Below are 22,365 nucleotides of genomic sequence, written 5' to 3'. Positions count from 1 at the left end.
ATCTCTTAAAATAATTAGGCCATTTTTATATTGTATTTTTGAATTTTAAACTTGAAAGATATGCGATTTTTAATTGTTTTACTTACAATAGTATGTTTTGTAGGCTGTAATGAGAAAAAAATAATAGCAACAGATTTAACACCTTTTCAGAGAAAAAAGAATGCTGAATTTAAAGACGCGTCTAAATCGCCCTTAAAAGCTAAGGACCTAAAAAACTTTGAAGGCTTAGATTTCTTTCCTTACGATTCTACGTTTTTAGTGCAAGCCACTTTAAAGCGTACCCCAAATACAGAATGGTTTCAAATGAAAACTACTACAGACCGTTTATCTAAAGAACGCGTTTTTGGGGTTATAAACTTTGAATTACAAGGCAAGTCATTTCAACTTAACGTGTATCAAGGAGAAGAGTTAATGCAAACCGAAGGGTTTGAACAGTATTTGTTTCTACCGTTTGTAGATAATACTAATGGCGAGTCTACGTATCCTGGCGGACGTTATATAGACTTAAATATACCGGAAGGTGATACGATGGAAATCGATTTTAATTCCGCCTATAATCCCTATTGTGCATATGATGAAAAATATTCATGCCCAATTGTTCCTATGGTGAATTACCTAGATTTAGATGTGGAAGCTGGAGTAAAAGCCTTTGTTAAAGACTATAAATAGTCAAGTTACAGTTGTTTTTCTACAAGGTAGTTTTCTAAGACAACTCCTTTTAAACTCTTCTTTTGCTTTTTAATAACATCAAAATATTTATTGTCAAAGAAAGGAAGTGCGGTTTTACTAATGTCAGATTTTAAAACTTCAAAATCGTTCATAATAACATGAGATTCCATAATTCGTAATAATTTAGAACCTATACCTTGACGTTGGTAATCTTTATGAACAAACAAGCCATCTAAGTAGTTGCCATTTTTTAAGTAGGCAAATCCAACGATATGGCCTTCAAGTTCAGCCACGATAAAATAAAATTTCTTAATACGTTTTTCCCATTCCGAAATTTTATCGGCACCCGATGCCCATGCTATAATCTGTTTTTCAGAATAATCTGCAGCATTAATATGGGTAATGGTGTCTCTAAAAATCGCGGTGATTTCAGGAACATCATTAGCGGTTGCCGGTCTTATGTCTATAGAAGTTTTCAAGATGAAATCTAAATATTAAAGCTGAGTAATCGTTTTTCTAATGGCGACTAAATTAGATAATAAGCCTTCTAAATTATCTAAATGTAACATGTTTGCACCATCACTTTTCGCGTTAGCAGGGTCAAAATGAGTTTCAATAAATAAGCCATCTACATTATTAACCACACCCGCACGAGCAATAGTTTCTATCATATCTGGACGTCCACCGGTAACTCCGATACTTTGATTAGGTTGTTGTAAAGAGTGTGTAACATCTAAAACCGTAGGGGCAAATTCGCGCATGGTTGGGATGCCTCTAAAATCTACAATCATATCCTGGTAACCAAACATTGTCCCGCGATCTGTAATCCAAGCTTGCTCGTTTCCGGCATCTTTTACTTTTTGTACCGCATGCTTCATAGCTTCAGGACTCATAAACTGCCCTTTCTTTAAGTTGACCACTTTCCCTGTTTGTGCAGCAGCAACCACTAAATCCGTTTGACGCACTAAAAATGCAGGAATCTGAAGGACATCTACATATTCTGCAGCCTTAGCCGCATCACTAACTTCATGAATATCGGTTACGGTAGGAACATCAAAAGTTTCAGAAACCTTTCTAAGAATCTTTAAGGCTTTTTCATCGCCAATGCCTGTAAAACTGTCAATTCTACTTCGGTTCGCTTTTTTAAAGCTTCCTTTAAAAACGTAAGGAATTTCAAGTTTATCGGTAATACTAACAACTTTTTCAGCAATACGTAGCGCCATATCTTCGCCTTCAATGGCACAAGGTCCACAAAGTAAAAAGAAGTTATTAGAATCGGTATGTTTTAATTTCGGAATGGTGATCAAAGCTATAGACTTAAAAATTATTAGGGCACAAAGATACGTTTTTGAATGTTTAGTTGAAACAATCTATTAAGGATATTGTAGCGCTAAACGTCTATATGAATCTTTAGGTTTTAACACCTTGTTTTGCAGGGCTTATAAGCTTAAAGCCTAACAAGTTTAAAATAGAGCAATACCATGAAAAGGGTTTAAAACTTTTTTCTAAGACTATTACGAATCATCCATAGAGACATCACAAAATTAATCAACACAAAAAGTCCACCATAGAGCAGTAGCTTTTGGGAGGATTCTGCCCAATTAATAATATGAAACGCATCGACTAAGTAGGCCACGATTAAATAAGAAGATAGACAAACAAAGGTAATGCCTAAAGAAAAATTTAATTGTCGGCTAGGTTTTAGTAATTGCCATAAAAAAGGAATAGCAAATAGTAAAATAGGATAAGCAGAAAGTCCGTTGTTTTGATTTGTTTTTGTAAACCAATAGATTATAACGGATAAAAAATAAAGATAGGGGATGTATTTGGTGTATTTATTTAAAGTGTGCATCTGTTTTTGTTTTAGGGGTTAACAACAGTTTAAAAAAGGACGCAATGTGAGCCTTTAAAAGGGGTAATGAAAGATAAAGGCCCCTGACTGTTAATCAGTTATTTAACGAAAGATACGACTTCGAAGCGCTTGAAAACGAAAATATAACATATTATTAACGATAAGAGCAAATTATGATGTACATTTGCACGCTTAAAATCAGCACTAGTTATGACTAAGATTAAAAATATCGCAATTATTGCCCACGTCGACCACGGAAAAACAACATTGGTTGATAAGATCATGTACCATTGTCAACTGTTTCGTGAAAACGAAAATACTGGCGACTTAATTCTAGATAATAATGATTTAGAACGTGAAAGAGGGATTACTATTACTTCTAAAAACGTTTCCGTTATTTATAAAGACACTAAGATTAATATTATTGATACTCCTGGTCACGCCGATTTCGGTGGTGAAGTAGAGCGTGTTTTAAACATGGCCGATGGTGTTGTGTTATTAGTCGATGCTTTTGAGGGGCCTATGCCACAAACGCGTTTCGTTTTACAAAAAGCGATTGACTTAGGTTTAAAACCTTGTGTCGTTGTAAACAAAGTGGATAAAGAAAACTGTACACCAGATGAGGTACACGAAAAAGTTTTCGATCTAATGTTTGAGCTAGGTGCTGAAGAATGGCAATTAGATTTCCCAACCGTTTATGGTTCTGCAAAGAACAACTGGATGAGTGATGATTGGAAAAATGAAACTGAGAACATTGAGCCATTACTAGATATGGTTATAGAGCATGTTCCTCAACCTGAATTTCCAGAAGGATCAACACAAATGTTAATTACCTCTTTAGATTTCTCTAACTTTACTGGGCGTATTGCTATTGGTAGAGTACAAAGAGGAAACATTGTAGAGGGACAACAAATTTCTTTGGTAAAAAGAGATGGAACTATTACAAAAACGAAAGTAAAAGAAGTTTTTGTTTTTGAAGGTTTAGGTCGTAAAAAAGTAGAACGTGTTGAAACAGGTGATATCTGTGCGCTTGTAGGTGTTGAAGGTTTTGAAATTGGAGATACTATCGCTGATATTGAAAACCCTGAAGGTTTAAAATCTATTGCTATAGATGAGCCTACAATGAGTATGTTATTTACAATTAACGATTCGCCTTTCTTCGGAAAAGACGGAAAGTATGTAACATCGCGTCATATTAAAGATCGTTTAGAAAAGGAATTAGAGAAAAACTTAGCCTTACGTTTAAGCGAAACTGAAACGGCAGATAAGTTTATGGTTTTTGGTCGTGGTGTATTACACTTATCGGTATTAATCGAAACAATGCGTCGTGAAGGTTACGAATTACAAATTGGACAACCACAGGTAATCATTAAAGAAATTGATGGTGTTAAATGTGAACCAATTGAAGAGTTAACTATTGACCTTCCTGAAAACGTATCTGGTAAAGCTGTAGAGTTTGTAACCATGCGTAAAGGAGAGTTATTAAGTATGACGACTAAAGGTGACCGTATGGTATGTGAGTTTATGATTCCTTCTCGTGGTATCATTGGTTTACGTAACCAATTATTAACGGCTACTGCAGGTGAGGCTATTATGGCACACCGTTTTAAAGAATACCAACCATTGAAAGGTGATATTCCTGGACGTATTTCAGGATCATTAATCTCTATGGAGAATGGTACTGCAATTCCTTATTCTATTGATAAATTACAAGATAGAGGTAAGTTCTTTGTAGAGCCAGGTGAAAATATCTATGAAGGTCAAGTAATTGGTGAGAACTCTCGTCAAGATGATATGGCTGTAAACATTACAAAAGCTAAAAAGCAGAGTAATGTACGTAGTTCTGGAGCAGATGATAAAGCTAAGATTGTACCAGCAATTAAATTCTCTTTAGAAGAAGCTTTAGAATACATCCAAAAAGATGAGTACGTAGAAGTTACACCTAATCACTTAAGATTACGTAAAATCTACTTAAAAGAAACAGATCGTAAGCGTAACAAGTTTTAGATCTATAAGCTTTATAATATTGAAAAGAGAGATACTGAAAAGTGTCTCTCTTTTTTTATTTATTAGTATAATAACGCAATCTATTTTATCTTACACCGATTTATTCTATTAAAACAAATTAATGCTATTCAACTCCATAGATTTTGCAATTTTTCTTCCAATTGTATTTATATTATACTGGTTTGTTTTTAAATCCTTAAAAAGTCAGAATGTATTATTACTCATTGCGAGTTATGTCTTTTATGCATGGTGGGATTGGCGTTTTTTAGGGTTAATAATCTTAAGTACATGTATTGATTTTTGTATTGGCTTAGCGATTGAAAAAGCCTCATTAAAACAACATAAAAAATACCTGATGCTTTTGAGTGTTTTACTCAATTTAGGCATCTTGGGCTTCTTTAAATATTACAATTTCTTTATTGAAAATTTTAATGATGCCTTCATGCTTTTTGGCAAAGCTATAGACCTTAATTATCTGTATATTATCTTACCTATTGGAATTAGTTTTTACACCTTCCAAACTATGAGCTATTCCATAGATATCTATAAGGAGAAGATAAAACCAACCAAGGATATAATTGCCTTTGCGTCATTTATATGCTTTTTTCCACAATTAGTCGCTGGTCCTATTGAGCGCGCCTCAAACTTTTTACCTCAAATACAAAAACGAAGAATTTTTGAGTATACCAAAGCAACCGATGGTTTAAAACAAATTCTTTGGGGACTGTTTAAAAAAATGGTCATTGCTGATAATTGTGCATTTTTTGTCAATGCTATTTTTGAAGATTACAGCAATTACTCCGGAAGCACCTTGTTTTTCGGCGCTTTCTTGTTTTCTATACAGATTTATTGCGATTTTTCAGGGTATTCAGATATTGCCATTGGGGTCTCTAGATTGTTTGGTTTTAATTTGAAAAAGAATTTTGCCTATCCTTATTTTGCACGGAACATCGCCGAATTTTGGAGACGCTGGCATATCTCCTTAACCACATGGTTTAAAGATTATTTTTACATTCCTATTGGCGGAAGTCGCGGTAGCAAATGGATGCAATTAAGAAACACCTTTGCCATTTTTATGGTTATTGGCTTATGGCATGGCGCCCATTGGAAATTTGTGGTTTACGGATTAATAAATGCTTTACATTTTGTGCCCTATATTATTAGAGGGAAAAACACAAAATATACCTCTGTTGTAGCTGAGAATCGGCTCTTTCCCAATAGAAAAGAACTTTTCGGGATGTTCCATACATTCTTGTTTTTAATTTTTGCGCGTATCTTTTTTAGAGCGGACTCGTTAACCCATGCTATTGGCTATTTAAAACATTTGTTTTCGCAATCCTTGTTTCAATGGCCTCAGTTTTCAAGCAATAAGCAAGCCTTAATCTTGTTTGTTTTAATTTTGTTTTCGTTTGGGGTAGAATGGTTCGGTCGTGATAAAGCCCATGCCCTTGAAAATATCTTTAAGACCTCAAAACGGACCTATAGAGTCATGTTTTATTACGCAATTGTCTTCTTAATATTTTACTTTAATGGAGAAGAGCAACAGTTTATCTACTTTCAATTCTAGAGATGAAAAAATTTATAAAACAAGTTTTAGCCTTCGTCGTTCCTGTCTTAATTCTTATTGCAATACTAGAAATTGCTTTGAGGCATATTCCTAATGAGTATAGGTTTAAACATTCTGAAATCACCTTGCAAAAAGACGCTATTCAAACGTTAATATTAGGAAGTTCGCACAGTATGTATGGGATGAATCCGGAATACTTCACTCAAAAAACTTTTAATTTAGGTCATGTTTCAGAAACTATAGATCTCGATTATTTAATGCTTAAAGCCTATATCGATAGACTCCCCGAATTAAAAACGGTGGTGGTGAGGCTGTCTTACACCACCTTACACGAGCAATTGGGTGAAGGCGCGGAAGCATGGCGATTAAAAGATTACCAGCTTTACCATCAGCTAAAGGTGTCTGATAAATTAAAATATAAGAGTGAAGTTTTAAGTGTGAAGCTAAAAAATAATCTATCACGTCTTAAAGCCTATTATGTGAATGATGAAGATATGATCAGCGTGACTAAATCGGGTTGGGGCTATTTTGAAAACGAACACGCCAATGGAGCCCTAGAAGATTTAGGCGTATATGCGGCAAAAAAGCATACCCTAAGGTCTTCGGCTTTAGTAAAAGCGAATACCCTTTTTTTAGAACAGTTAGTGGAGTTATGTGAAGATAGGGGTGTTGAAGTGCTTTTGGTGACCTTACCAGCCCATAAAAGCTATAGAGATCATTTAAATTCGACCCAATTAGAAACGATTATTAAGGCAGGAACTAAAATGGAAGAAACGTATAAAAATTGCAGGTATTATAATTTTATGGCAGACAAAACGTTTGGCGCAACGGATTTTTATGATGCCGATCACCTAAATGCTTCCGGTGCTAAGAAATTTTCCCAATTGATTAATAGCTTAATAGAAAATTAAAATTATTTTTGATTAATGTCTCACTACAACGTTTTCTTATATCATACTTCTAAGAAGGAGCTTTGGAATCATTTTGCGCTTCATAGCAATCAAGATAGCTTTTTATTTCAGCGCGATTTTATGGATTACCATAAAGATCGTTTTCAGGACTTCTCATTGATGGTTTATCAGAATGAGACCTTGGTGGCACTCTTACCTGCACATCGGGAAAAGGATGCTGTTTATACGCATTTTGGACTGACTTATGGTGGACTTATTCATGCTAAAACTCTAAAAACCTCTGAATATATTGCTATCTTTAAAGTCCTTTTGGAATTTTTATATAATCAAAATATTGCGAGTTTAACATTAAAGGAACTTCTTAGTATTTATCTACATAATAGTAGTAATAATCCTTTACATTATGTGTTGTTTAAGTCTGAAGCGGATTTGTGTCGTGTAGATTTACATTCGGTTATAGATATGCGTTACAAAGCCTATTCAAAGAGTAGAAAGAAAGGTATAAAAAGAGGACAGAAAGCGAATTTAAGGGTGGAAGAATCCCCGACTTTTGAGGCCTTTTGGAATGAAATTTTAATTCCTAATTTAGGCCATAAACATGGCGTGAAACCGGTACACTCATTAGAAGAAATTACATTATTAAAATCTAGATTCCCTAATAATATTAGGCAGTTTAACGTTTATTTAGATGATAAGCTTGTAGCCGGAACAACCATTTTTGAAACTGAAAATGTAGCGCATAGCCAATACATTTCTGGGAATACCGATAAGAATGAATTAGGAAGTTTAGATGTTTTACACCAATATCTGTTAGAGCAGGTGTATTCCGATAAAAAGTACTTTGATTTCGGAACTTCTAATATTGATGCAGGAGCTCATATTAATGAAGGCTTATTGTATTGGAAAGAAGGCTTTTCAGCACAATCCATACCACAAGGATTTTATAAAATAGCAACTAAAAATTATAAGCACTTGGAGGCCGTTTTTGTATGATAAAATTTTTAGACATTCATAAAATTAATAACCGCTTTAAAGCTGAATTTCAGGCGTCATTTAGCAAATCATTAGAGCAAGCTCACTTTGTGCTTGGCACTAACGTTAGTAATTTTGAAAATGAATTTGCCGCTTATTGTGGTACCACATACTGTGTAGGTACCGGGAATGGTTTAGATGCCCTAACCCTTATTTTAAAAGGTTATATTGAAATTGGGAAGCTGAAAAAAGGCGATAAAGTGATGGTGCCAGCCAATACCTTTATAGCAACTATTTTATCGGTGTTACATGCAGAATTAGTGCCTGTTCTCGTAGAACCTGATGCTGAAACCTACACGATTCCTGTTGCTAAAGACCAATCGGTTTACAAAGAGGTCAAGGCCATTGTGATGGTGCATTTATACGGACAGCTAGCCGATGTTGAAAAACTACAAGCAATAGCAAAAACTTATAATTTGTTATTAATTGAAGATGCAGCTCAAGCTCATGGCGCCATAGCGACAAGTAATGGGCGTAAAGCTGGTAATCTTTCAGATGCAGCAGCTTTTAGTTTTTATCCAAGTAAAAATTTAGGAGCTTTAGGAGATGGAGGAGCGATAACGACTAACAATGCCGAATTGGTTAAAGCGCTGAGATTATTGCGTAATTATGGAAGCCTTGTAAAATATACGCATCAAATTATAGGATGTAATAGTCGCTTAGATGATATGCAAGCCGCTTTTTTAAGGATTAAGTTAAAGGCATTAGATGCCGATAACACAAGACGAAGAGCCCTTGCAAAAACCTATTTACAGCAGATAAAGAACCCTAAAATTAAACTGCCATTTTACGATGGTTCGGAAAATCATGTGTTTTATGCCTTTGTGGTGGAAGTTGAAGATAGAGCTGATTTTTCAAATTATTTAAGTGCTCATCATATAGAATGGTTAATTCATTACCCAATTCCACCTCATAAACAGGAGGCATTAGCGACTTTTTCAGATTATATTTTACCATTAACTGAAAAGATTCATAAAAGAGTTATAAGTTTGCCTATCAGCCCCGTGATAAGTGATAAAGAGATTAAAAAGGTTATAGACGTTTTAAATACCTACTAATTGAAAAAGTTTTTTAATTATATAAATACTGAGGTTTTAATTAAAGCAGCGAATTTAAATATGGCTAATATTAGCCTTAAAATTGTTGCTGGAATTTTAATTTCTAAATTTATCGCGATCTATATCGGTGCACCCGGAATGGCGTTAATTGGAAACTTACGTAATTTCTTTAGTGCTTTACAATCTTTATCCATTTCCGGACTTTATAAAGGGGTGGTTAAATATGTAAGCCAAGTTAAAAATGATGCTGTAGAGCTCACCAAAGTACTTTCTACCGTTTTTTATATTGGATTCTTTTCGTCTTCAATTTTAGCACTTCTTTGTTATTATAACGCAGAGTCTATTAATAATCTCATTTTTTCAGAGCAATATAATTATACCTATATCATAGAGACTTTAGCCATAGTTTTACCTTTTTATGCGCTAAACATGTTTACTTTTTCTATTATGAATGGGTTCTCTAAGCACAAATACCTGTTGCTCATTAATATTCTAGGCCAGGTACTGGGATTATTAGTAACCTTACTTTTAATACGTCAAGAAAACATTGATGGTGCTTTATTAGCCATTGTTATTACTCCGGCTCTAAACCTCCTTATTACCATTGTAGGGATTGCGTTTAGGCGTAGTCTTATGGCCTTTGTTAAAATTACCCAAGTTAGCATTTCAGTAATAAAAAAATTAAGCCCTTATATGTTTATGGCTTTAGTGGGCTCTATAGCTTTACCAATTGTAATGATTACCATTAGAAATTATTTAATTACTGAGGTAGGTGTTAAATCAGCAGGCTATTGGACGGCGATGACACGGGTATCGGACTACTATCTTATGTTTTTTAACTCCTTAATGGCACTTTATATTCTTCCTCGTTTTTCAGAAATCAACACTAAAAAGGAATTTAGAAGAGAGATTTTTAGTTTTTATAAGAGCATAATGCCGGCCTTTTTGGTGCTCCTTTTAATCATTTATTTAAGCCGATCGTTATTAATTACCATTTTGTTTACGGAAGATTTTAGACCTGTAGAAGAGCTTTTTGGATACCAAATATTAGGAGATATTGCACGCGTACTCTCTTTAGTAATTGCCTATCAATTTTTAGCCAAACGCATGTTTACCCATTTTTTAATTCTAGAGATTTTCTTATTTGTTATCAAGTATGTTTCTAGTATTTATCTTATCGATTCCTTTGGTGTCAAGGGAGCCGTTATGGGGCATTGTCTTAGTTATATTATGTATTTCGGTATCATTTTACTGCTCTTTAGTAGCTCGTTATTTGGAGTTATTGGTGAAGAAGGTGTAGACGATTTTTAAATTAAGCTCCGTGAAACTTCCAAAATTCATTAGCAGTAATACCGTACTTAAAATTACCTCGCTAAATGCAGTGGTCATCGGGATTAGATTAGTGGTCTCCGCATTTATACAACGCTTACTGGCCGTTATGGTAGGAGAAGCCGGTATTGCCAGCATAGGTCAGTTAAGAAATCTAATTGCCATGTTAACGAGCACCTCAACCTTAGGGGTATTTAATGGCGTGGTAAAGTATGTTTCAGAATTTAGAGACGAGTCATCAGAACTACATAAAATATTTTCTACCGTTATTGTTTTTGGGCTGATAGGAACCTTGGGCTCTTCAGCAATATTATTTTTTTGCGCACCGTATTTGTCAGACTATCTATTTGGGACTTTAGATCAGGTTTATCTGTTTTATTTACTCGGAGTCATTGTACCATTTATAGCTATGGGCCGTTTGGTTCATGCTGTGGTAAGTGGTTTATCGGATTATAAAAGGTATGCAAAAATAGAGTTGTTAAGCTACCTCTTAGGGACGCTTGCCTTGGTGATTGGATTATATAAATCAGACTTAAATGGGGTATTAATTGCTATTGCTATTGCTCCAATTATACAGTTAATGGTCTTGGTTTTTGTTTTCGGTAAAACCCTTACTACTTATCTGAAATTCAAGTCCATTTCATTGAGTCTAGTTTATAAAAATAAATTATTGGCCTTTACACTGATGTCTTTTATTTCTACTTTTTTTCTGAATTATGTAGAACTCAATATAAGAACCTTAGTCGCTGATGAAATCAATGTTAATGAAGCCGGGTATTGGACGGCCGTTACGTTTATTTCTAAAAACTATATGGTATTCGCCACCGGTCTTTTTACCTTATATGTATTACCAAAATTTGCGAGTATCCATACCAAGCAGGACTTTAAAGATGAGGTGCTTAATATCTATAAAACTATTCTGCCTATTTTTGGTTTAGGGATGGTTTTGGTGTATCTCTTTAGAGGACTGATTATCCAAGTAATTTATCCTGAATTTACCGGTATGGAGCCCTTGTTTAAATGGCAATTGTTAGGGGATTTCTTTAGATTGGCCTCATTGGTCTTATCGCATCAATTTTTAGCAAAGCGTATGGTTAAAAGTTTTGTGCTAACTGAAGTGATTTCTTTAGGCTTGTTTTATGGCCTGTCTAAGCTGTTTATTCCTTTTTATGGAACGGAAGGTGTGGTGTTAGCTCATTTTGTACGCTACATCATCTACTTGCTATTAGTGGTATTTGTCGTCCGAAACTATTATAGTACTAAAAATAAGGCCTAATAGATTACTTAATCTGTTCCTGCCACGTTTTAAGGTAAGCTTTGGCGCAAGAAATATGGTCATGATGTCGAGCAACAAACGCTCTAGATTGTTCAGAGATCTCAGTAATTTTTTCTGGATGTTGAATAAGCCATTCTAATTTTTGGGCGATGGCTTCGGCATCTGGTAGGGCGTTTATAGCCACAGTATCTTCTTCAATATTAAAATAATCTAACCACTCTTGCTCGGCACCCGTAAGTACAACTTTACCTTTAGCCATGGCTTCTAAGGCATTAAAACCTTGATCGTAAGCATATACTTGATCGAGTAAAATATGGGCTTTATCAAAGCTTTGTATATAATTTTTATAAGGAAGGTTTTTAGCCACTATGACTTCAACTTTATCAGGATATTTTTCAGTGATAATTTTTAAAGCCGCATCAAAAATATCATTGCCTTTTTTATAATAGTTAAAGGTGTTTATCCCGTGAAAGATGACAATCTTATCTTTAATTTTAGGGGGTTGGTACTGCAGCAGACTCAAATTAATAGCATGCGGAATCATTCCTAAATATTTTGTGTGACCGATTAGCGGAATATGATAATCCAAATCGTTAGAAATAACACCTTTAATCGACTTAAAAATCTCATGATGCAAAGTGATATGGCTTTCAGTTAAGTAACTTAAAGCAGGCGAGAAGTCTTTTTTAGAACCTTTATTTTCAAAATAAGGAGTCAAAATAGAGTATCTAAATTTCTTGTCATATGCATAACGAACACTCGGGTAGTCTAAACCTGCAGAAAGTAAAAACACATTTTTATTCCAAGCTTTTAGCCAATTAAAAATGTCTAATTGGTCGCTTCGTTTAAAGTCAAAAGGCGCTTCGTTGATAAACTGAACAAGGTCGTAACCAGATAGAAGGTCTTTCTTCGATTTAATTTGGCGCTTAATAGAAACCGCAGTAAGATCTATATGGAACAATCGATTAATTAAGTTTCTAAATTTCTTTCTGTAAAAAGAGGTGTAAGGATTAACAATTTCAACATCAACATCGACTTTTTTAAAGCCATCTCTAGTGCTTACAAGTATGGCTTCGTGCCCAAGAGCTTCAAGCCCTTGCTTTATATTCCATTGCGCTCTATTGAATTCACCAAATAGTAAAACTTTCATTTATTGAGGTTTCATTTAATATCTTTACCACTTAAATAATGGGTATGCAAAGTAATCATAAAAAAAGAATTTGTATTGTCTCGCGCTCACTTAGTGAAGGTGGTGCCGATAGAGTGGCAGCAATGCAATCTATTTTTTTGTCTGATTTAGGGTATGAGGTTTTCGTGGTAAGCATACTGAATAGTATAAAATATCCGTACCGCGGAAAACTCCTGAATTTAGGCGCTATAAAGGAACAAGAGGATACGCGTTTGGGCCGTTTTAAACGCTTGCTCATTTTAAAAAAGTTTTTAAACGACAATGCGATAGACCTTGTTATTGACCATCGTGTGAGATGCAAAGCCTTTTCAGAATATATTATTTCTGGATTGATATACCCGAAAGCCACAATTTATATGGTGCATAATTATACCATTAACCGCTATTTTCCACCGTTTAAATGGTTAACAAAACTGAGTTATGGCAGAAGTAAAAAAATAGTTGCGGTCTCTGATCATATTAAAAATAAGGTTGAAGCGTACTATAATTTTAAGCAGGTACAAACCATTTATAATCCCGTAGATTTTGAATATTTAAACCAGTTAAAAAAACAAGCTATTACCGCTCCAGATTCGTTTATTTTTTGGTACGGTCGTTTTGAAGAGAAGCAAAAAAATGTGAGTCTTTTAGTTGAAGCTTACAGTAAATCTCAACTTTCAGAAAAAGGAATTAAACTTCTACTGATGGGACAAGGGAAGGACAAGCAAAAAATAGAAACGCTTATTCGTACTTTAGGGGTTCAGGATCATATTGAGGTTTTACCGTTTTCAAAAAATCCTTTTCCCTATATATATCAATCTAAATTTACCGCATTAACCAGTCATTATGAGGGGTTTCCTATGACGGTTTTAGAATCTCTAGCCTGTGAAATTCCCGTGGTCAGTGTTAAGTATAAAAATTATGAAGATGGCGTTATTAAACATGAATTTAACGGCTTGTTGGTAGAAAATTATAATGCGGAGGCTTTAGGAAATGCATTTAATCGTTTTATTGATGACGAAAAATTATATCTTCGCTGCAAGGCCAATACTAAAAAGAGTGTCGCCTCTTTTTCGGTAGAGAGCATCTCTAAACAATGGCAAAATTTAATTGATAATTAATGGGTACCACAATTAACGATGTAGCTATTCTTGAAGTTCCAAGAGTTCATGATGAACGCGGATTATTAGCGGTTATAGAAAAAGACACAATTCCTTTTAAAATCGAACGCGTCTATTACTTGTACGATGTGCCATCGGATGCGTTTAGGGGTGGCCATGCGCATAAAGAATTGTACCAATTAATTATTCCACTTTCCGGAAGCTTTGATGTTTTAATTAAGGATGGGGAGCGCAGTAAAACCATCAACCTTAATAAACCACATAAGGGCTTGTTGCTCGTTCCAGGAATTTGGAGAGAGATTGATAATTTTTCTTCAGGATGCGTCTGCTTAGTCTTAGCCTCTAAAGAATACGATGAGTTAGATTATATCAGAGAATTCAATGCTTTTTTAAGCTTTAAAAAGTCTTAAGTAAATCGAATTATTTACCACGTAAGGTCTAACCGTATTGAGGAGTCTTAATAGGCCCGTGGGCATCTGTAATAACAGCTTTTGTTTCTGGGTTAAATTACTGAAATCTATGGTGTTTTGAGTTTGCTTAGACAAGGTGCTTTCTCCGTTTATTTTTGTTCTTAAGGCCAAACCATAACGCTTTAAATCTAAATAGCGTTTTAGACTTTTATTGGTGGCTTCAACCGTTTGGTAAGCATTTAAAAATTGAAAACGTACCCCATTTAATTCGCCTTTAGATAAACTATCGCTTATAGACCTGTTATAGCACATGGTTATTTGCGGATGAAATACAATGGCTTGTTCTAAGGCTATGCGAATCCATAAATCTAAATCTTGCCCTGTAGTGTAAGCAGTGTTAAACCCGCCAAAATCTATAAATGTCGTTTTAGAGAGTGCCGCTGCTGAAGTCCAAATGATTGTGTCCTTCATGCTCGCCTTAAAAAAATCGGTAACAATACAAGGCTGTGTGGCGTAATTAAAGTTGAATTGTGCAGGTTGTACCACATTATTATTGTAATTAATTTCGTATTTATTACCATAAAGTCCAGCATTAGGAAATGCCTCTATGCTTTCCCTAAGACATTGTAAATGCTGAGGTTTCCATAAATCATCAGCATCTAAAAAAGCGAGGTAGTTCCCTTCAGCCTTATCCACAGCATGATTTCGAGCGCTACTCACTCCGGAATTTTCCTGATGGTAGAGTTTTATTTTATCTGAAGAAAAACCTTCAACCACTGCTACACTAGCATCGGTTGAGCCATCATTTACAATGATAATTTCAAAGTCTTTATAATCCTGATTTAAGACACTTTCTAAACATGCTGCTATATATTTTGCTTTGTTATATAGCGGAATAATAACAGAAAAAAAGGGCATATTACTTATCGTTTAAAAGGTGTTGTGCTATCGTTTTTGTAGACTTTAGGTGTTGGTCTGTAATTCCGCCTTGCAATAATACACTATTATACAACGCCGTTTTAAAAGTATCAATTTTTAGGGGATCAGGTTTGTGATTCATGGCCTTTTCTAAAAGTTCTACTAAAGCTGTTTTTTCCTTTAGTTTTAGGCAAACTTCAGAATTATCATAGAAGGCATTGCCTAAGACTACGACGGTTTTATCATATAAAATGGCTTCAAGACCTACGGTAGAATTATTAACCACTACAAATTTAGAACTTTCAATACTGCTTTTCAACGGGCTTATATTATCGATACGAATGTGATGATCTTTCACCAATTGATAGAGTGATGCTTCATATTTACCCACAAAAAGCGGATGTTCTCTAATAACCAAATCCGTATTCTTGGGTAAGGCAGCATAGACACTAGAAACAATTTCTGTATGAGATTTAAAATGTGGACTGTGATAAATCATGTTCACATCTAGGGGAACCTGTAGAATTAACAAGACCATCGGTTTTTCTGTATGCAGTGTGGTATCCGGATTTTTTCGTTTTGCTCTATAGCTGTTTAAGTCGGTATACTTTACATCGGGCGGATAAATTTTGGTCTTTTGTAGGCTGTACATAAGCGCCATATCTAAAGCGCGATATATTGGAGAGCGACGGTATTTTTTAGATGCTTGTTGTACTTCTGTCTTTTTAGGAGTTTTTGTATTTTCTGAATTTAAGGCTAGTTCACGGAAACTAATATTTGCATTAACACCCTTATAATCAAAAAACGTGGTATTAAAGGGGCCTTGTTCAATATAAAAAACTTTAATCTGCTTTAATTGCGCTAAAGCAATAGCGATTTCAATAGACATTCTAGAATCTCCGAGGCATATGAGATAATCGGGTTGTTCAGTCTTAAAAATATTATCAATAAGATCGATATAGGCTAAAGCTTGAAGCTGTAAGTCTTGTTGCGACGTGCTTTTATTTAGAGCCACGTGAAATTTACAAAAGTCTTTAAATTTTAAACCCTTGTAGGTTTCGGTTGAAGACAAGAGGTTTAGGTATTTTTGTCTGTGTTTTAAGGCATTAAACCAAGATGTAACAGGAATCCAATTGCTATGTTTTAAGCGTAATAGTGCATACAGAAATCCACTAAAATAGATGCTGTACATTTTAAAATTTACCGTTTCTGAAGGACGATTAGCTTTAAGCTGCTTTTCAATATCTAAATAGAATCTAGAATATTTGTCAAATGTACTGAAGCTAATGACTTTCATGAATGCTCAAAGTTAATAGGGTATTTTAATGATGTACAAAGTAATTAAATTATAAATGACTCTGAAATACAATGTTTAAAAGTATAAGAGCCTACACTGATGTCGTTATACGGATGAACAAGTATTACCTTTTATGCGGAAGGTGGATTGATGTTTTTTAGTATGAATGCATGCTGAAATTAATTAGAGCCATTCCATCCTTTATAGATCAACAAATATTGTGGTCGTCCAGAGGAATATACTTATTCATAAAAACTAGGTTTAGCTTTTACGTTGTACGACTTCAAATACTTTATTTTCATCACACTTTAAGGTTTTGCTAGGGTATTTTAATAGCAAAGCGTAATCATGAGTGGCCATTAAGATGGTGTTTCCATTTCTGTTAATATCTTGAAGCACTTCCATAACTTCAACACTAGTTTGTGGATCTAAGTTCCCTGTAGGCTCATCGGCCAAAATTAATTCCGGATCGTTGAGTAGGGCACGGGCAATGGCAATACGTTGTTGTTCTCCACCAGATAATTCGTGTGGGTACTTAAAACCTTTCGTTTTCATGGCAACCTTATCTAAAACCTTTTCAATACGTTCTTTTATACGGTCTTTATCTTTCCAACCTGTCGCTTTAAGGACAAATTCTAAATTCCCTAGAATAGTACGGTCGGGTAACAATTTAAAATCCTGAAATACAATACCTAGCTTACGTCTTAGAAAGGGAATATCTTTCTCTTTCATGGTTTTTAAGTTGAAATCTACAATAGATCCTTCGCCTTCGGTAAGTTGTAAATCGCCATAAAGGGTTTTCATAAAACTACTTTTACCACTTCCTGTTTTACCTATAAGATAAACAAAGTCACCTTTTTTCATTTCAAAGTTCACCTTAGAAAGCACCATGCTGTCACCTTGATAAATGGTGGCATCTTTTAGTTCTAAAACCGTATCAGACATATAATAGAGATATAAATATTGCTAAGTGTAAATGTATTGCTTAAAATTTCAAATGCAAAACTAAAATTCTTAATTCCTTTAAAAGGATTGTTGTTGCTCTGCGTTTTTGGAAATGCACTGAAAAACGTTTCGGGACATTAAATGTATGGTCCGCTACCACTGTATAAAACTGTTCCGAAAAAAATAAAGTCTTGCCTTCTTCCCTTAGAACAAAGGATAAAGGCAAGACGTTTCAGATTGTTATAGGTTGAAGTAATCGATATAATTCTGTAAGTCTTTATCACCACGCCCTGATAAACTTATCACCACAATATCGTTGGTTTTAAAGGTTTTATGCTTAAAAATGGCTAAAGCATGAGAGCTTTCAATAGCCGGAATGATACCTTCTAATTTTGTGAGTTCTAAACCAGAAACCATAGCTTCATCATCTGTTGCCGAATAAAATTCACCACGACCAGATTTGTACAAATGCGAATGTAAGGGGCCTACACCAGGATAATCTAAGCCTGCAGAAATAGAATAAGGTTCTGTAATTTGACCATCTTTAGTTTGCATTAATAGGGTTTTACAACCATGAATAATCCCTTCTTTTCCTAAAACCGAAGTTGCAGCACTTTCACCAGAATCAATACCTTTTCCGGCAGCTTCTACAGCAATAATACCCACCTCTTCTTGATCCAGAAAATGATGATAGGTTCCAGCGGCATTACTTCCACCTCCAATACAAGCCACCACATAATCAGGGTTTTCTCTTCCTTCTTTTTCTTTCAGTTGCCATTTTATTTCTTTAGAAATTATAGATTGAAATTGGGTCACCATATCCGGGTAGGGGTGAGGACCAATAGCAGAACCAATAATATAATGGGTGTCTACAGGATTATTAATCCAATCTCTAATCGCTTCATTGGTGGCATCCTTTAGGGTACGGCTCCCTGAAACAGCAGGGACCACTTTAGCGCCAAGCATTTTCATGCGTGCCACGTTTGGAGCTTGACGAGCGATGTCAATTTCTCCCATGTATACGACACATTCAATCCCGGTTAAAGCACATACCGTTGCCGTGGCAACACCGTGTTGTCCTGCGCCAGTTTCAGCAATAATTCGTTTTTTGCCTAAGCGTTTTGCCATTAGAATTTGTCCAATGGTATTATTTATTTTATGAGCTCCCGTATGGTTGAGGTCCTCACGTTTTAAATAAACTTTAGTGTTGTATTTTTCTGAAAGGCGCTTGGCAAAATAGAGGGGAGAAGGACGACCAACATAATCTTTTAAAAGTTGATTGAACTCCTCTTGGAATGAAGGTTCAGCCATTATTTTGAGATAATTTTGACGTAATTCTTCTACATTAGGATAGAGCATTTCTGGAATGTATGCGCCACCAAATTCGCCGTAATAGCCTTTTTCGTTGATGTTGTAACTCATTGTTTTATGTTATTCGTCATTGCTAATTCCACCTTCTATCGTGATGTAGCAATCTGTTTCTTTTTTTATTTTTTCATTCGTCATGATGCAAACAGCGAAGCCTATTATAAGCTCCGTAAAATTTATATCCGCGAATAAAGGATTCAAAACTCACAATCAAAATAAGGAAATCGCTAATAGGATATGTGTTATTAAAACGTCCTGCTTTTGTCCATGTGACTTAATGTTTAACTAAGCGCCAATGGTCTTGTTTTTAAACATTTTCAATTCATCTATATTCTTCAATCCTGGTTCTGTTTCAAATTTACTGTTTACATCTAATGCATAACAATATTTTGAAGCTGAACTGTCTTTAAATTCTTTTATTTTTTCAACTTCATTGATTCCTATTCCGCCACTTAAAAAATAAGGTTTGCTCGAGTTGTAATCGTTTAAAACATCCCAATTAAAGGTATATCCGTTTCCTCCAGGAAGTTGTCCTTTGGTGTCAAATAAAAAATAATCACACACGGTTTCAAACGGTGCTAAAACTTCAAAATTAAAATTGTCCTTAATACTAAAAACTTTAATGATTTCAATAGAGGTATTGCCCAAGCTTGGTTGCAGTTCGGTTTTTAGAGCGGTACAAAATTCTGGAGATTCATTACCATGCAATTGTACGGCTTGTAGATCATACCTTTTTACCGTTTCTGAAACCGTCTTTATGCTTTCATTTACAAATACCCCCACTTTTTTTATCGTAGCGGGCACATGAGGAATCGTACCTTCAAAATTACGTTTAGAAGGTTTATAAAATATAAAGCCTAGATAATCGGGTTGCAGTTGTGCAACAGCCTCTAGGTTCTCTTTATATTTCATTCCGCAGACTTTTAATTTCATAAGTTTTGTTATTCTTGCTAAGGCAGGAATCTATTTATTTCATTAATTATTTTCAACCTACTAGGATTTATAAAGCGGTAAGGTCTTTAATAAATTTAGCAGCATGTTCACCAGGGGCATCTGTTTTCATAAAGTTTTCACCAATTAAAAAGCCTTTATATCCATAAGGCTGCAATTCTTTAATGGCTTCAATGGAACTGATTCCAGACTCTGAAACTTTTACAAAATCGTCAGGGATGTATGAGCTTAAGATTTTTGAAATGTCTAAACTCACCTCAAAAGTTTTAAGGTTTCTATTGTTTACACCGAGCATATCTATAGAAGGTCTTAATGATTTTTGCAATTCTTCTTCATTATGGACTTCTAATAAAACATCTAAATTTAAGCTTTTGGCAAATTCAGAAAAACGTTTAATCTCCTCGCTTGAGAGCACAGCAGCGATGAGTAAAATCACATCGGCACCATACGCTTTAGCTTCTAGGATTTGATATTCATCAATAATAAACTCTTTTCTAAGTAAAGGTAAATTAGAACTTGCTCTAGCAAGTAGTAGATCATCTAAAGACCCGCCAAAATATTTAGCATCTGTTAAAACTGACATGCCGCAAACTCCGGCATTTTCATATCCTATAGCAACATCCTGAACATTTAAGTTCTGATTAATGGTGGCTTTAGAAGGCGAGCGTCTCTTATGTTCTGCAATAATACCAGACGTACTCTGGCGTAACTGTGTCGCTAAGGAAATGGTAGCGCGCTCAAACAAGATAGAGTGTTCTAACTGTTGGGTAGGAATTAAGGATTTACGTAATTCTACTTCCTTACGCTTGTCGTGTATAATTTTATCTAAGATATTCATTTACTTAAGGCAATTAAGGTCTCTAAACTTTGTTGTGCTTTACCACTGGCTAAAGATGCTTTGGCGAGTTCATAGCCTTCTTGATGCGAAATTTGTTTTGCTGTGGCAATGGCCAATCCGGCGTTTGCACAGACCACATTAGTTTGGGCTTCCGTACCTTCGTTTCTGATGACGCTTTTAAAGATTTCAGCCGCCATTTTTACGCTGTTTCCACCGAAAATTTCAGAAGGTTGAATTTGTGGTAATCCCAAGTAGCAAGTATCAAATAAGACTTCCGAAGTATTTGAAACCACTTTTGTTTTTCCGGTTAAAGATATTTCATCATAACCATCTAAGGCATGGACAATAGCATAATTTTTATCTGAATCTTGATACAAATAGCTATATAATCGTAACAATTCAAGATTAAAAACCCCAACCATTTGACTTTTTGGAAAAGCCGGATTAACCATAGGTCCTAACATGTTAAAGAAGGTTTTTACACCGAGTTCTTGTCTTATAGGCGCTACATTTTTCATAGCAGGGTGAAATAAGGGAGCGTGAAGCACACAAATTCCTGCTTTATCAATACAGCGCTGTAAAAAATCGGTATCATTAGTGAATTTTATCCCAAGATATTCCATAACGTTAGACGATCCGCAAGCTGAAGACACACCGTAATTACCGTGTTTAGTAACAGGAACGCCAGCACCTGCAGTAACAAAGGATGATAAGGTAGAAATATTGAAGGTATCCTTGCCATCACCACCTGTACCACACAAATCGATGGTATTCTCTTGGTCTAATTTTACCGGAATGCATAAAGCTAAAAGGGCGTCTCTAAAACCGCGAAGTTCTTCCGTTGTAATGCTTCGCATCATATACACGGTTAAAAAGGAAGCAATCTGGCTTTGGTTGTATTTTCCTTCGGAAATATTAACTAAAACATGCTTGGCTTCTTTGCTCGTGATGCTTTCTTGATTAATAAGTCTGTTTAATAGTTGTTTCATTATAATAAGCCCTCAATCGGGGTGGCGTTTAATTTGTATTTAGAGGTATATTATTGATTTACCCAATTTTCTAATATTTGTTTTCCATCTGGTGTTAAAACCGATTCCGGATGGTATTGTACGCCTTTTACATCGTATACTTTATGGCGTAAAGACATAATTTGCCCATTACTATCAAAAGATGTGGCTTCTAAACAGTCTGGTAAATTGGGGTTAACCACCCAAGAATGATAGCGGCCAACCTCGAAGGAAGTGTTTAATCCTTTAAAAAGCGCCTCATCCGTAACACTAAGTGTAATTGTTGTGGCTACACCGTGGTAGACGTTATTTAAATTTTCTAGCGTACCACCAAAAACTTCACCGATGGCTTGTTGTCCTAGACAAACCCCTAAAATGCTTTTTGTAGGCGCATAGGTCTTTATAATCTCTTTCAATAATCCGGCTTCATCGGGAATTCCTGGACCAGGAGATAAGACAATTTTATCAAAGGCATCAACGTCTTCAAGGGTCAGTTTATCATTTCGTTTTACAGTCACCTCACAGTTTAAATCTTCTAGGTAATGCACAAGATTATAAGTGAAACTATCGTAATTATCTATAACTAATATTTTTTTCATCGCAAGGCCTGGCTCAGCAGGTATCTTATTTAATTCAACTTT

At 35.1% G+C, this 22,365-nt stretch carries 22 protein-coding genes; 10 read left to right on the top strand and 12 right to left on the bottom strand.

Annotation, left to right across the window (positions count from 1 at the left end):
- Positions 1–60: 60 nt before the first annotated feature.
- Positions 61–669, top strand: a complete 609-nt coding sequence (locus tag ACFQ13_RS09260) for a DUF1684 domain-containing protein (protein ID WP_386116536.1) — start codon at positions 61–63, stop codon at positions 667–669.
- A 5-nt stretch (positions 670–674) separates the two neighbouring features.
- On the opposite strand, the gene ACFQ13_RS09255 is transcribed toward ACFQ13_RS09260, so the two are convergent.
- The 3 genes from ACFQ13_RS09255 to ACFQ13_RS09245 all read right to left on the bottom strand — a co-directional run bounded on the left by ACFQ13_RS09255 (position 675) and on the right by ACFQ13_RS09245 (position 2,521).
- On the bottom strand, positions 675–1,148 hold the full coding sequence (locus ACFQ13_RS09255; protein WP_386116534.1) for a GNAT family N-acetyltransferase: 474 nt from the start codon (positions 1,146–1,148) through the stop codon (positions 675–677).
- Positions 1,149–1,163: 15 nt separating this feature from the next.
- A complete protein-coding gene (gene kdsA, locus ACFQ13_RS09250) occupies positions 1,164–1,982 on the bottom strand; it encodes a 3-deoxy-8-phosphooctulonate synthase (protein ID WP_386119410.1) in 819 nt (272 codons plus the stop codon).
- A 179-nt stretch (positions 1,983–2,161) separates the two neighbouring features.
- On the bottom strand, positions 2,162–2,521 hold the full coding sequence (locus tag ACFQ13_RS09245; RefSeq protein ID WP_386116532.1) for a hypothetical protein: 360 nt from the start codon (positions 2,519–2,521) through the stop codon (positions 2,162–2,164).
- 210 nt (positions 2,522–2,731) lie between these two features.
- On the opposite strand from ACFQ13_RS09245, the gene typA reads away from it, so the two are divergent.
- From typA to ACFQ13_RS09210, 7 genes are all read left to right on the top strand, one after another.
- Positions 2,732–4,528, top strand: a complete 1,797-nt coding sequence (gene typA / locus ACFQ13_RS09240; RefSeq protein ID WP_386116530.1) for a translational GTPase TypA — start codon at positions 2,732–2,734, stop codon at positions 4,526–4,528.
- A 121-nt stretch (positions 4,529–4,649) separates the two neighbouring features.
- Positions 4,650–6,095, top strand: coding sequence for an MBOAT family O-acyltransferase (locus ACFQ13_RS09235; RefSeq protein ID WP_386116528.1), 1,446 nt, complete (start codon positions 4,650–4,652; stop codon positions 6,093–6,095).
- A 2-nt stretch (positions 6,096–6,097) separates the two neighbouring features.
- Positions 6,098–7,006 (top strand): DUF1574 family protein, encoded by a 909-nt coding sequence (locus tag ACFQ13_RS09230; RefSeq protein ID WP_386116526.1) that lies wholly within the window; start codon positions 6,098–6,100, stop codon positions 7,004–7,006.
- 15 nt (positions 7,007–7,021) lie between these two features.
- Positions 7,022–7,999, top strand: coding sequence for a GNAT family N-acetyltransferase (locus ACFQ13_RS09225; RefSeq protein WP_386116524.1), 978 nt, complete (start codon positions 7,022–7,024; stop codon positions 7,997–7,999).
- Positions 7,996–9,096, top strand: a complete 1,101-nt coding sequence (locus ACFQ13_RS09220) for a DegT/DnrJ/EryC1/StrS family aminotransferase (RefSeq protein ID WP_386116523.1) — start codon at positions 7,996–7,998, stop codon at positions 9,094–9,096. The genes ACFQ13_RS09225 and ACFQ13_RS09220 overlap by 4 nt, the downstream gene beginning before the upstream one ends.
- A complete protein-coding gene (locus ACFQ13_RS09215; protein WP_386116522.1) occupies positions 9,097–10,407 on the top strand; it encodes an O-antigen translocase in 1,311 nt (436 codons plus the stop codon).
- A gap of 10 nt (positions 10,408–10,417) precedes the next feature.
- Complete coding sequence (locus ACFQ13_RS09210) at positions 10,418–11,701, top strand: O-antigen translocase (RefSeq protein WP_386116520.1); 1,284 nt, start codon at positions 10,418–10,420, stop codon at positions 11,699–11,701.
- 4 nt (positions 11,702–11,705) lie between these two features.
- Here the strand turns inward: ACFQ13_RS09210 and ACFQ13_RS09205 are convergent, their stop codons facing one another.
- Complete coding sequence (locus ACFQ13_RS09205; protein ID WP_386116518.1) at positions 11,706–12,851, bottom strand: glycosyltransferase; 1,146 nt, start codon at positions 12,849–12,851, stop codon at positions 11,706–11,708.
- Positions 12,852–12,895: 44 nt separating this feature from the next.
- Here ACFQ13_RS09205 and ACFQ13_RS09200 point away from each other — a divergent pair, with 44 nt between their 5' ends.
- On the top strand, positions 12,896–13,990 hold the full coding sequence (locus tag ACFQ13_RS09200; RefSeq protein WP_386116516.1) for a glycosyltransferase: 1,095 nt from the start codon (positions 12,896–12,898) through the stop codon (positions 13,988–13,990).
- Positions 13,990–14,400 carry a sugar 3,4-ketoisomerase gene (locus ACFQ13_RS09195; RefSeq protein WP_114308779.1) on the top strand — a complete coding sequence of 137 codons (411 nt, stop codon included), beginning with the start codon at positions 13,990–13,992 and terminating at the stop codon, positions 14,398–14,400. Before ACFQ13_RS09200 ends, ACFQ13_RS09195 begins: the two co-directional genes overlap by 1 nt.
- On the opposite strand, the gene ACFQ13_RS09190 is transcribed toward ACFQ13_RS09195, so the two are convergent.
- From ACFQ13_RS09190 to ACFQ13_RS09155, 8 genes are all read right to left on the bottom strand, one after another.
- Positions 14,380–15,318 carry a glycosyltransferase family 2 protein gene (locus ACFQ13_RS09190; RefSeq protein WP_386116514.1) on the bottom strand — a complete coding sequence of 313 codons (939 nt, stop codon included), beginning with the start codon at positions 15,316–15,318 and terminating at the stop codon, positions 14,380–14,382. The two genes, ACFQ13_RS09195 and ACFQ13_RS09190, sit on opposite strands and share 21 nt — an antisense overlap.
- Before the next feature lies 1 nt (position 15,319).
- Entirely contained in the window at positions 15,320–16,615 is a 1,296-nt protein-coding gene (locus tag ACFQ13_RS09185) for a capsular polysaccharide export protein, LipB/KpsS family (protein WP_386116512.1), read from the bottom strand.
- Between the two features lie 261 nt (positions 16,616–16,876).
- A complete protein-coding gene (locus ACFQ13_RS09180) occupies positions 16,877–17,560 on the bottom strand; it encodes a cell division ATP-binding protein FtsE (RefSeq protein ID WP_114308782.1) in 684 nt (227 codons plus the stop codon).
- Positions 17,561–17,800: 240 nt separating this feature from the next.
- Positions 17,801–18,982 (bottom strand): tryptophan synthase subunit beta, encoded by a 1,182-nt coding sequence (gene trpB / locus ACFQ13_RS09175; RefSeq protein WP_386116509.1) that lies wholly within the window; start codon positions 18,980–18,982, stop codon positions 17,801–17,803.
- Between the two features lie 231 nt (positions 18,983–19,213).
- Positions 19,214–19,861: a phosphoribosylanthranilate isomerase gene (locus ACFQ13_RS09170; protein ID WP_386116506.1), complete on the bottom strand. Its 648-nt coding sequence runs from the start codon at positions 19,859–19,861 to the stop codon at positions 19,214–19,216.
- Between the two features lie 67 nt (positions 19,862–19,928).
- On the bottom strand, positions 19,929–20,717 hold the full coding sequence (gene trpC / locus ACFQ13_RS09165; protein ID WP_386116503.1) for an indole-3-glycerol phosphate synthase TrpC: 789 nt from the start codon (positions 20,715–20,717) through the stop codon (positions 19,929–19,931).
- Positions 20,714–21,706: an anthranilate phosphoribosyltransferase gene (gene trpD, locus ACFQ13_RS09160; protein ID WP_386116501.1), complete on the bottom strand. Its 993-nt coding sequence runs from the start codon at positions 21,704–21,706 to the stop codon at positions 20,714–20,716. The genes trpC and trpD overlap by 4 nt, the downstream gene beginning before the upstream one ends.
- Positions 21,707–21,756: 50 nt before the next feature.
- Complete coding sequence (locus tag ACFQ13_RS09155; RefSeq protein WP_386116498.1) at positions 21,757–22,323, bottom strand: anthranilate synthase component II; 567 nt, start codon at positions 22,321–22,323, stop codon at positions 21,757–21,759.
- Positions 22,324–22,365: the final 42 nt, after the last annotated feature.

The organism is Winogradskyella rapida (assembly GCF_042675845.1).
Lineage (GTDB): Bacteria > Bacteroidota > Bacteroidia > Flavobacteriales > Flavobacteriaceae > Winogradskyella > Winogradskyella rapida.
This window is presented reverse-complemented; position numbering and strand designations above follow the sequence as displayed.

Coding starts and splice junctions, on each gene's coding strand:
- ACFQ13_RS09260 (WP_386116536.1), top strand. CDS start 61: ATGCGATTTTTAATTGTTTTACTTACAATAGTATGTTTTGTAGGCTGT.
- ACFQ13_RS09245 (WP_386116532.1), bottom strand. CDS start 2,521: ATGCACACTTTAAATAAATACACCAAATACATCCCCTATCTTTATTTT.
- typA (WP_386116530.1), top strand. CDS start 2,732: ATGACTAAGATTAAAAATATCGCAATTATTGCCCACGTCGACCACGGA.
- ACFQ13_RS09235 (WP_386116528.1), top strand. CDS start 4,650: ATGCTATTCAACTCCATAGATTTTGCAATTTTTCTTCCAATTGTATTT.
- ACFQ13_RS09230 (WP_386116526.1), top strand. CDS start 6,098: ATGAAAAAATTTATAAAACAAGTTTTAGCCTTCGTCGTTCCTGTCTTA.
- ACFQ13_RS09225 (WP_386116524.1), top strand. CDS start 7,022: ATGTCTCACTACAACGTTTTCTTATATCATACTTCTAAGAAGGAGCTT.
- ACFQ13_RS09220 (WP_386116523.1), top strand. CDS start 7,996: ATGATAAAATTTTTAGACATTCATAAAATTAATAACCGCTTTAAAGCT.
- ACFQ13_RS09205 (WP_386116518.1), bottom strand. CDS start 12,851: ATGAAAGTTTTACTATTTGGTGAATTCAATAGAGCGCAATGGAATATA.
- ACFQ13_RS09200 (WP_386116516.1), top strand. CDS start 12,896: ATGCAAAGTAATCATAAAAAAAGAATTTGTATTGTCTCGCGCTCACTT.
- ACFQ13_RS09195 (WP_114308779.1), top strand. CDS start 13,990: ATGGGTACCACAATTAACGATGTAGCTATTCTTGAAGTTCCAAGAGTT.
- ACFQ13_RS09190 (WP_386116514.1), bottom strand. CDS start 15,318: ATGCCCTTTTTTTCTGTTATTATTCCGCTATATAACAAAGCAAAATAT.
- ACFQ13_RS09185 (WP_386116512.1), bottom strand. CDS start 16,615: ATGAAAGTCATTAGCTTCAGTACATTTGACAAATATTCTAGATTCTAT.
- ACFQ13_RS09180 (WP_114308782.1), bottom strand. CDS start 17,560: ATGTCTGATACGGTTTTAGAACTAAAAGATGCCACCATTTATCAAGGT.
- trpB (WP_386116509.1), bottom strand. CDS start 18,982: ATGAGTTACAACATCAACGAAAAAGGCTATTACGGCGAATTTGGTGGC.
- ACFQ13_RS09170 (WP_386116506.1), bottom strand. CDS start 19,861: ATGAAATTAAAAGTCTGCGGAATGAAATATAAAGAGAACCTAGAGGCT.
- trpC (WP_386116503.1), bottom strand. CDS start 20,717: ATGAATATCTTAGATAAAATTATACACGACAAGCGTAAGGAAGTAGAA.
- trpD (WP_386116501.1), bottom strand. CDS start 21,706: ATGAAACAACTATTAAACAGACTTATTAATCAAGAAAGCATCACGAGC.
- ACFQ13_RS09155 (WP_386116498.1), bottom strand. CDS start 22,323: ATGAAAAAAATATTAGTTATAGATAATTACGATAGTTTCACTTATAAT.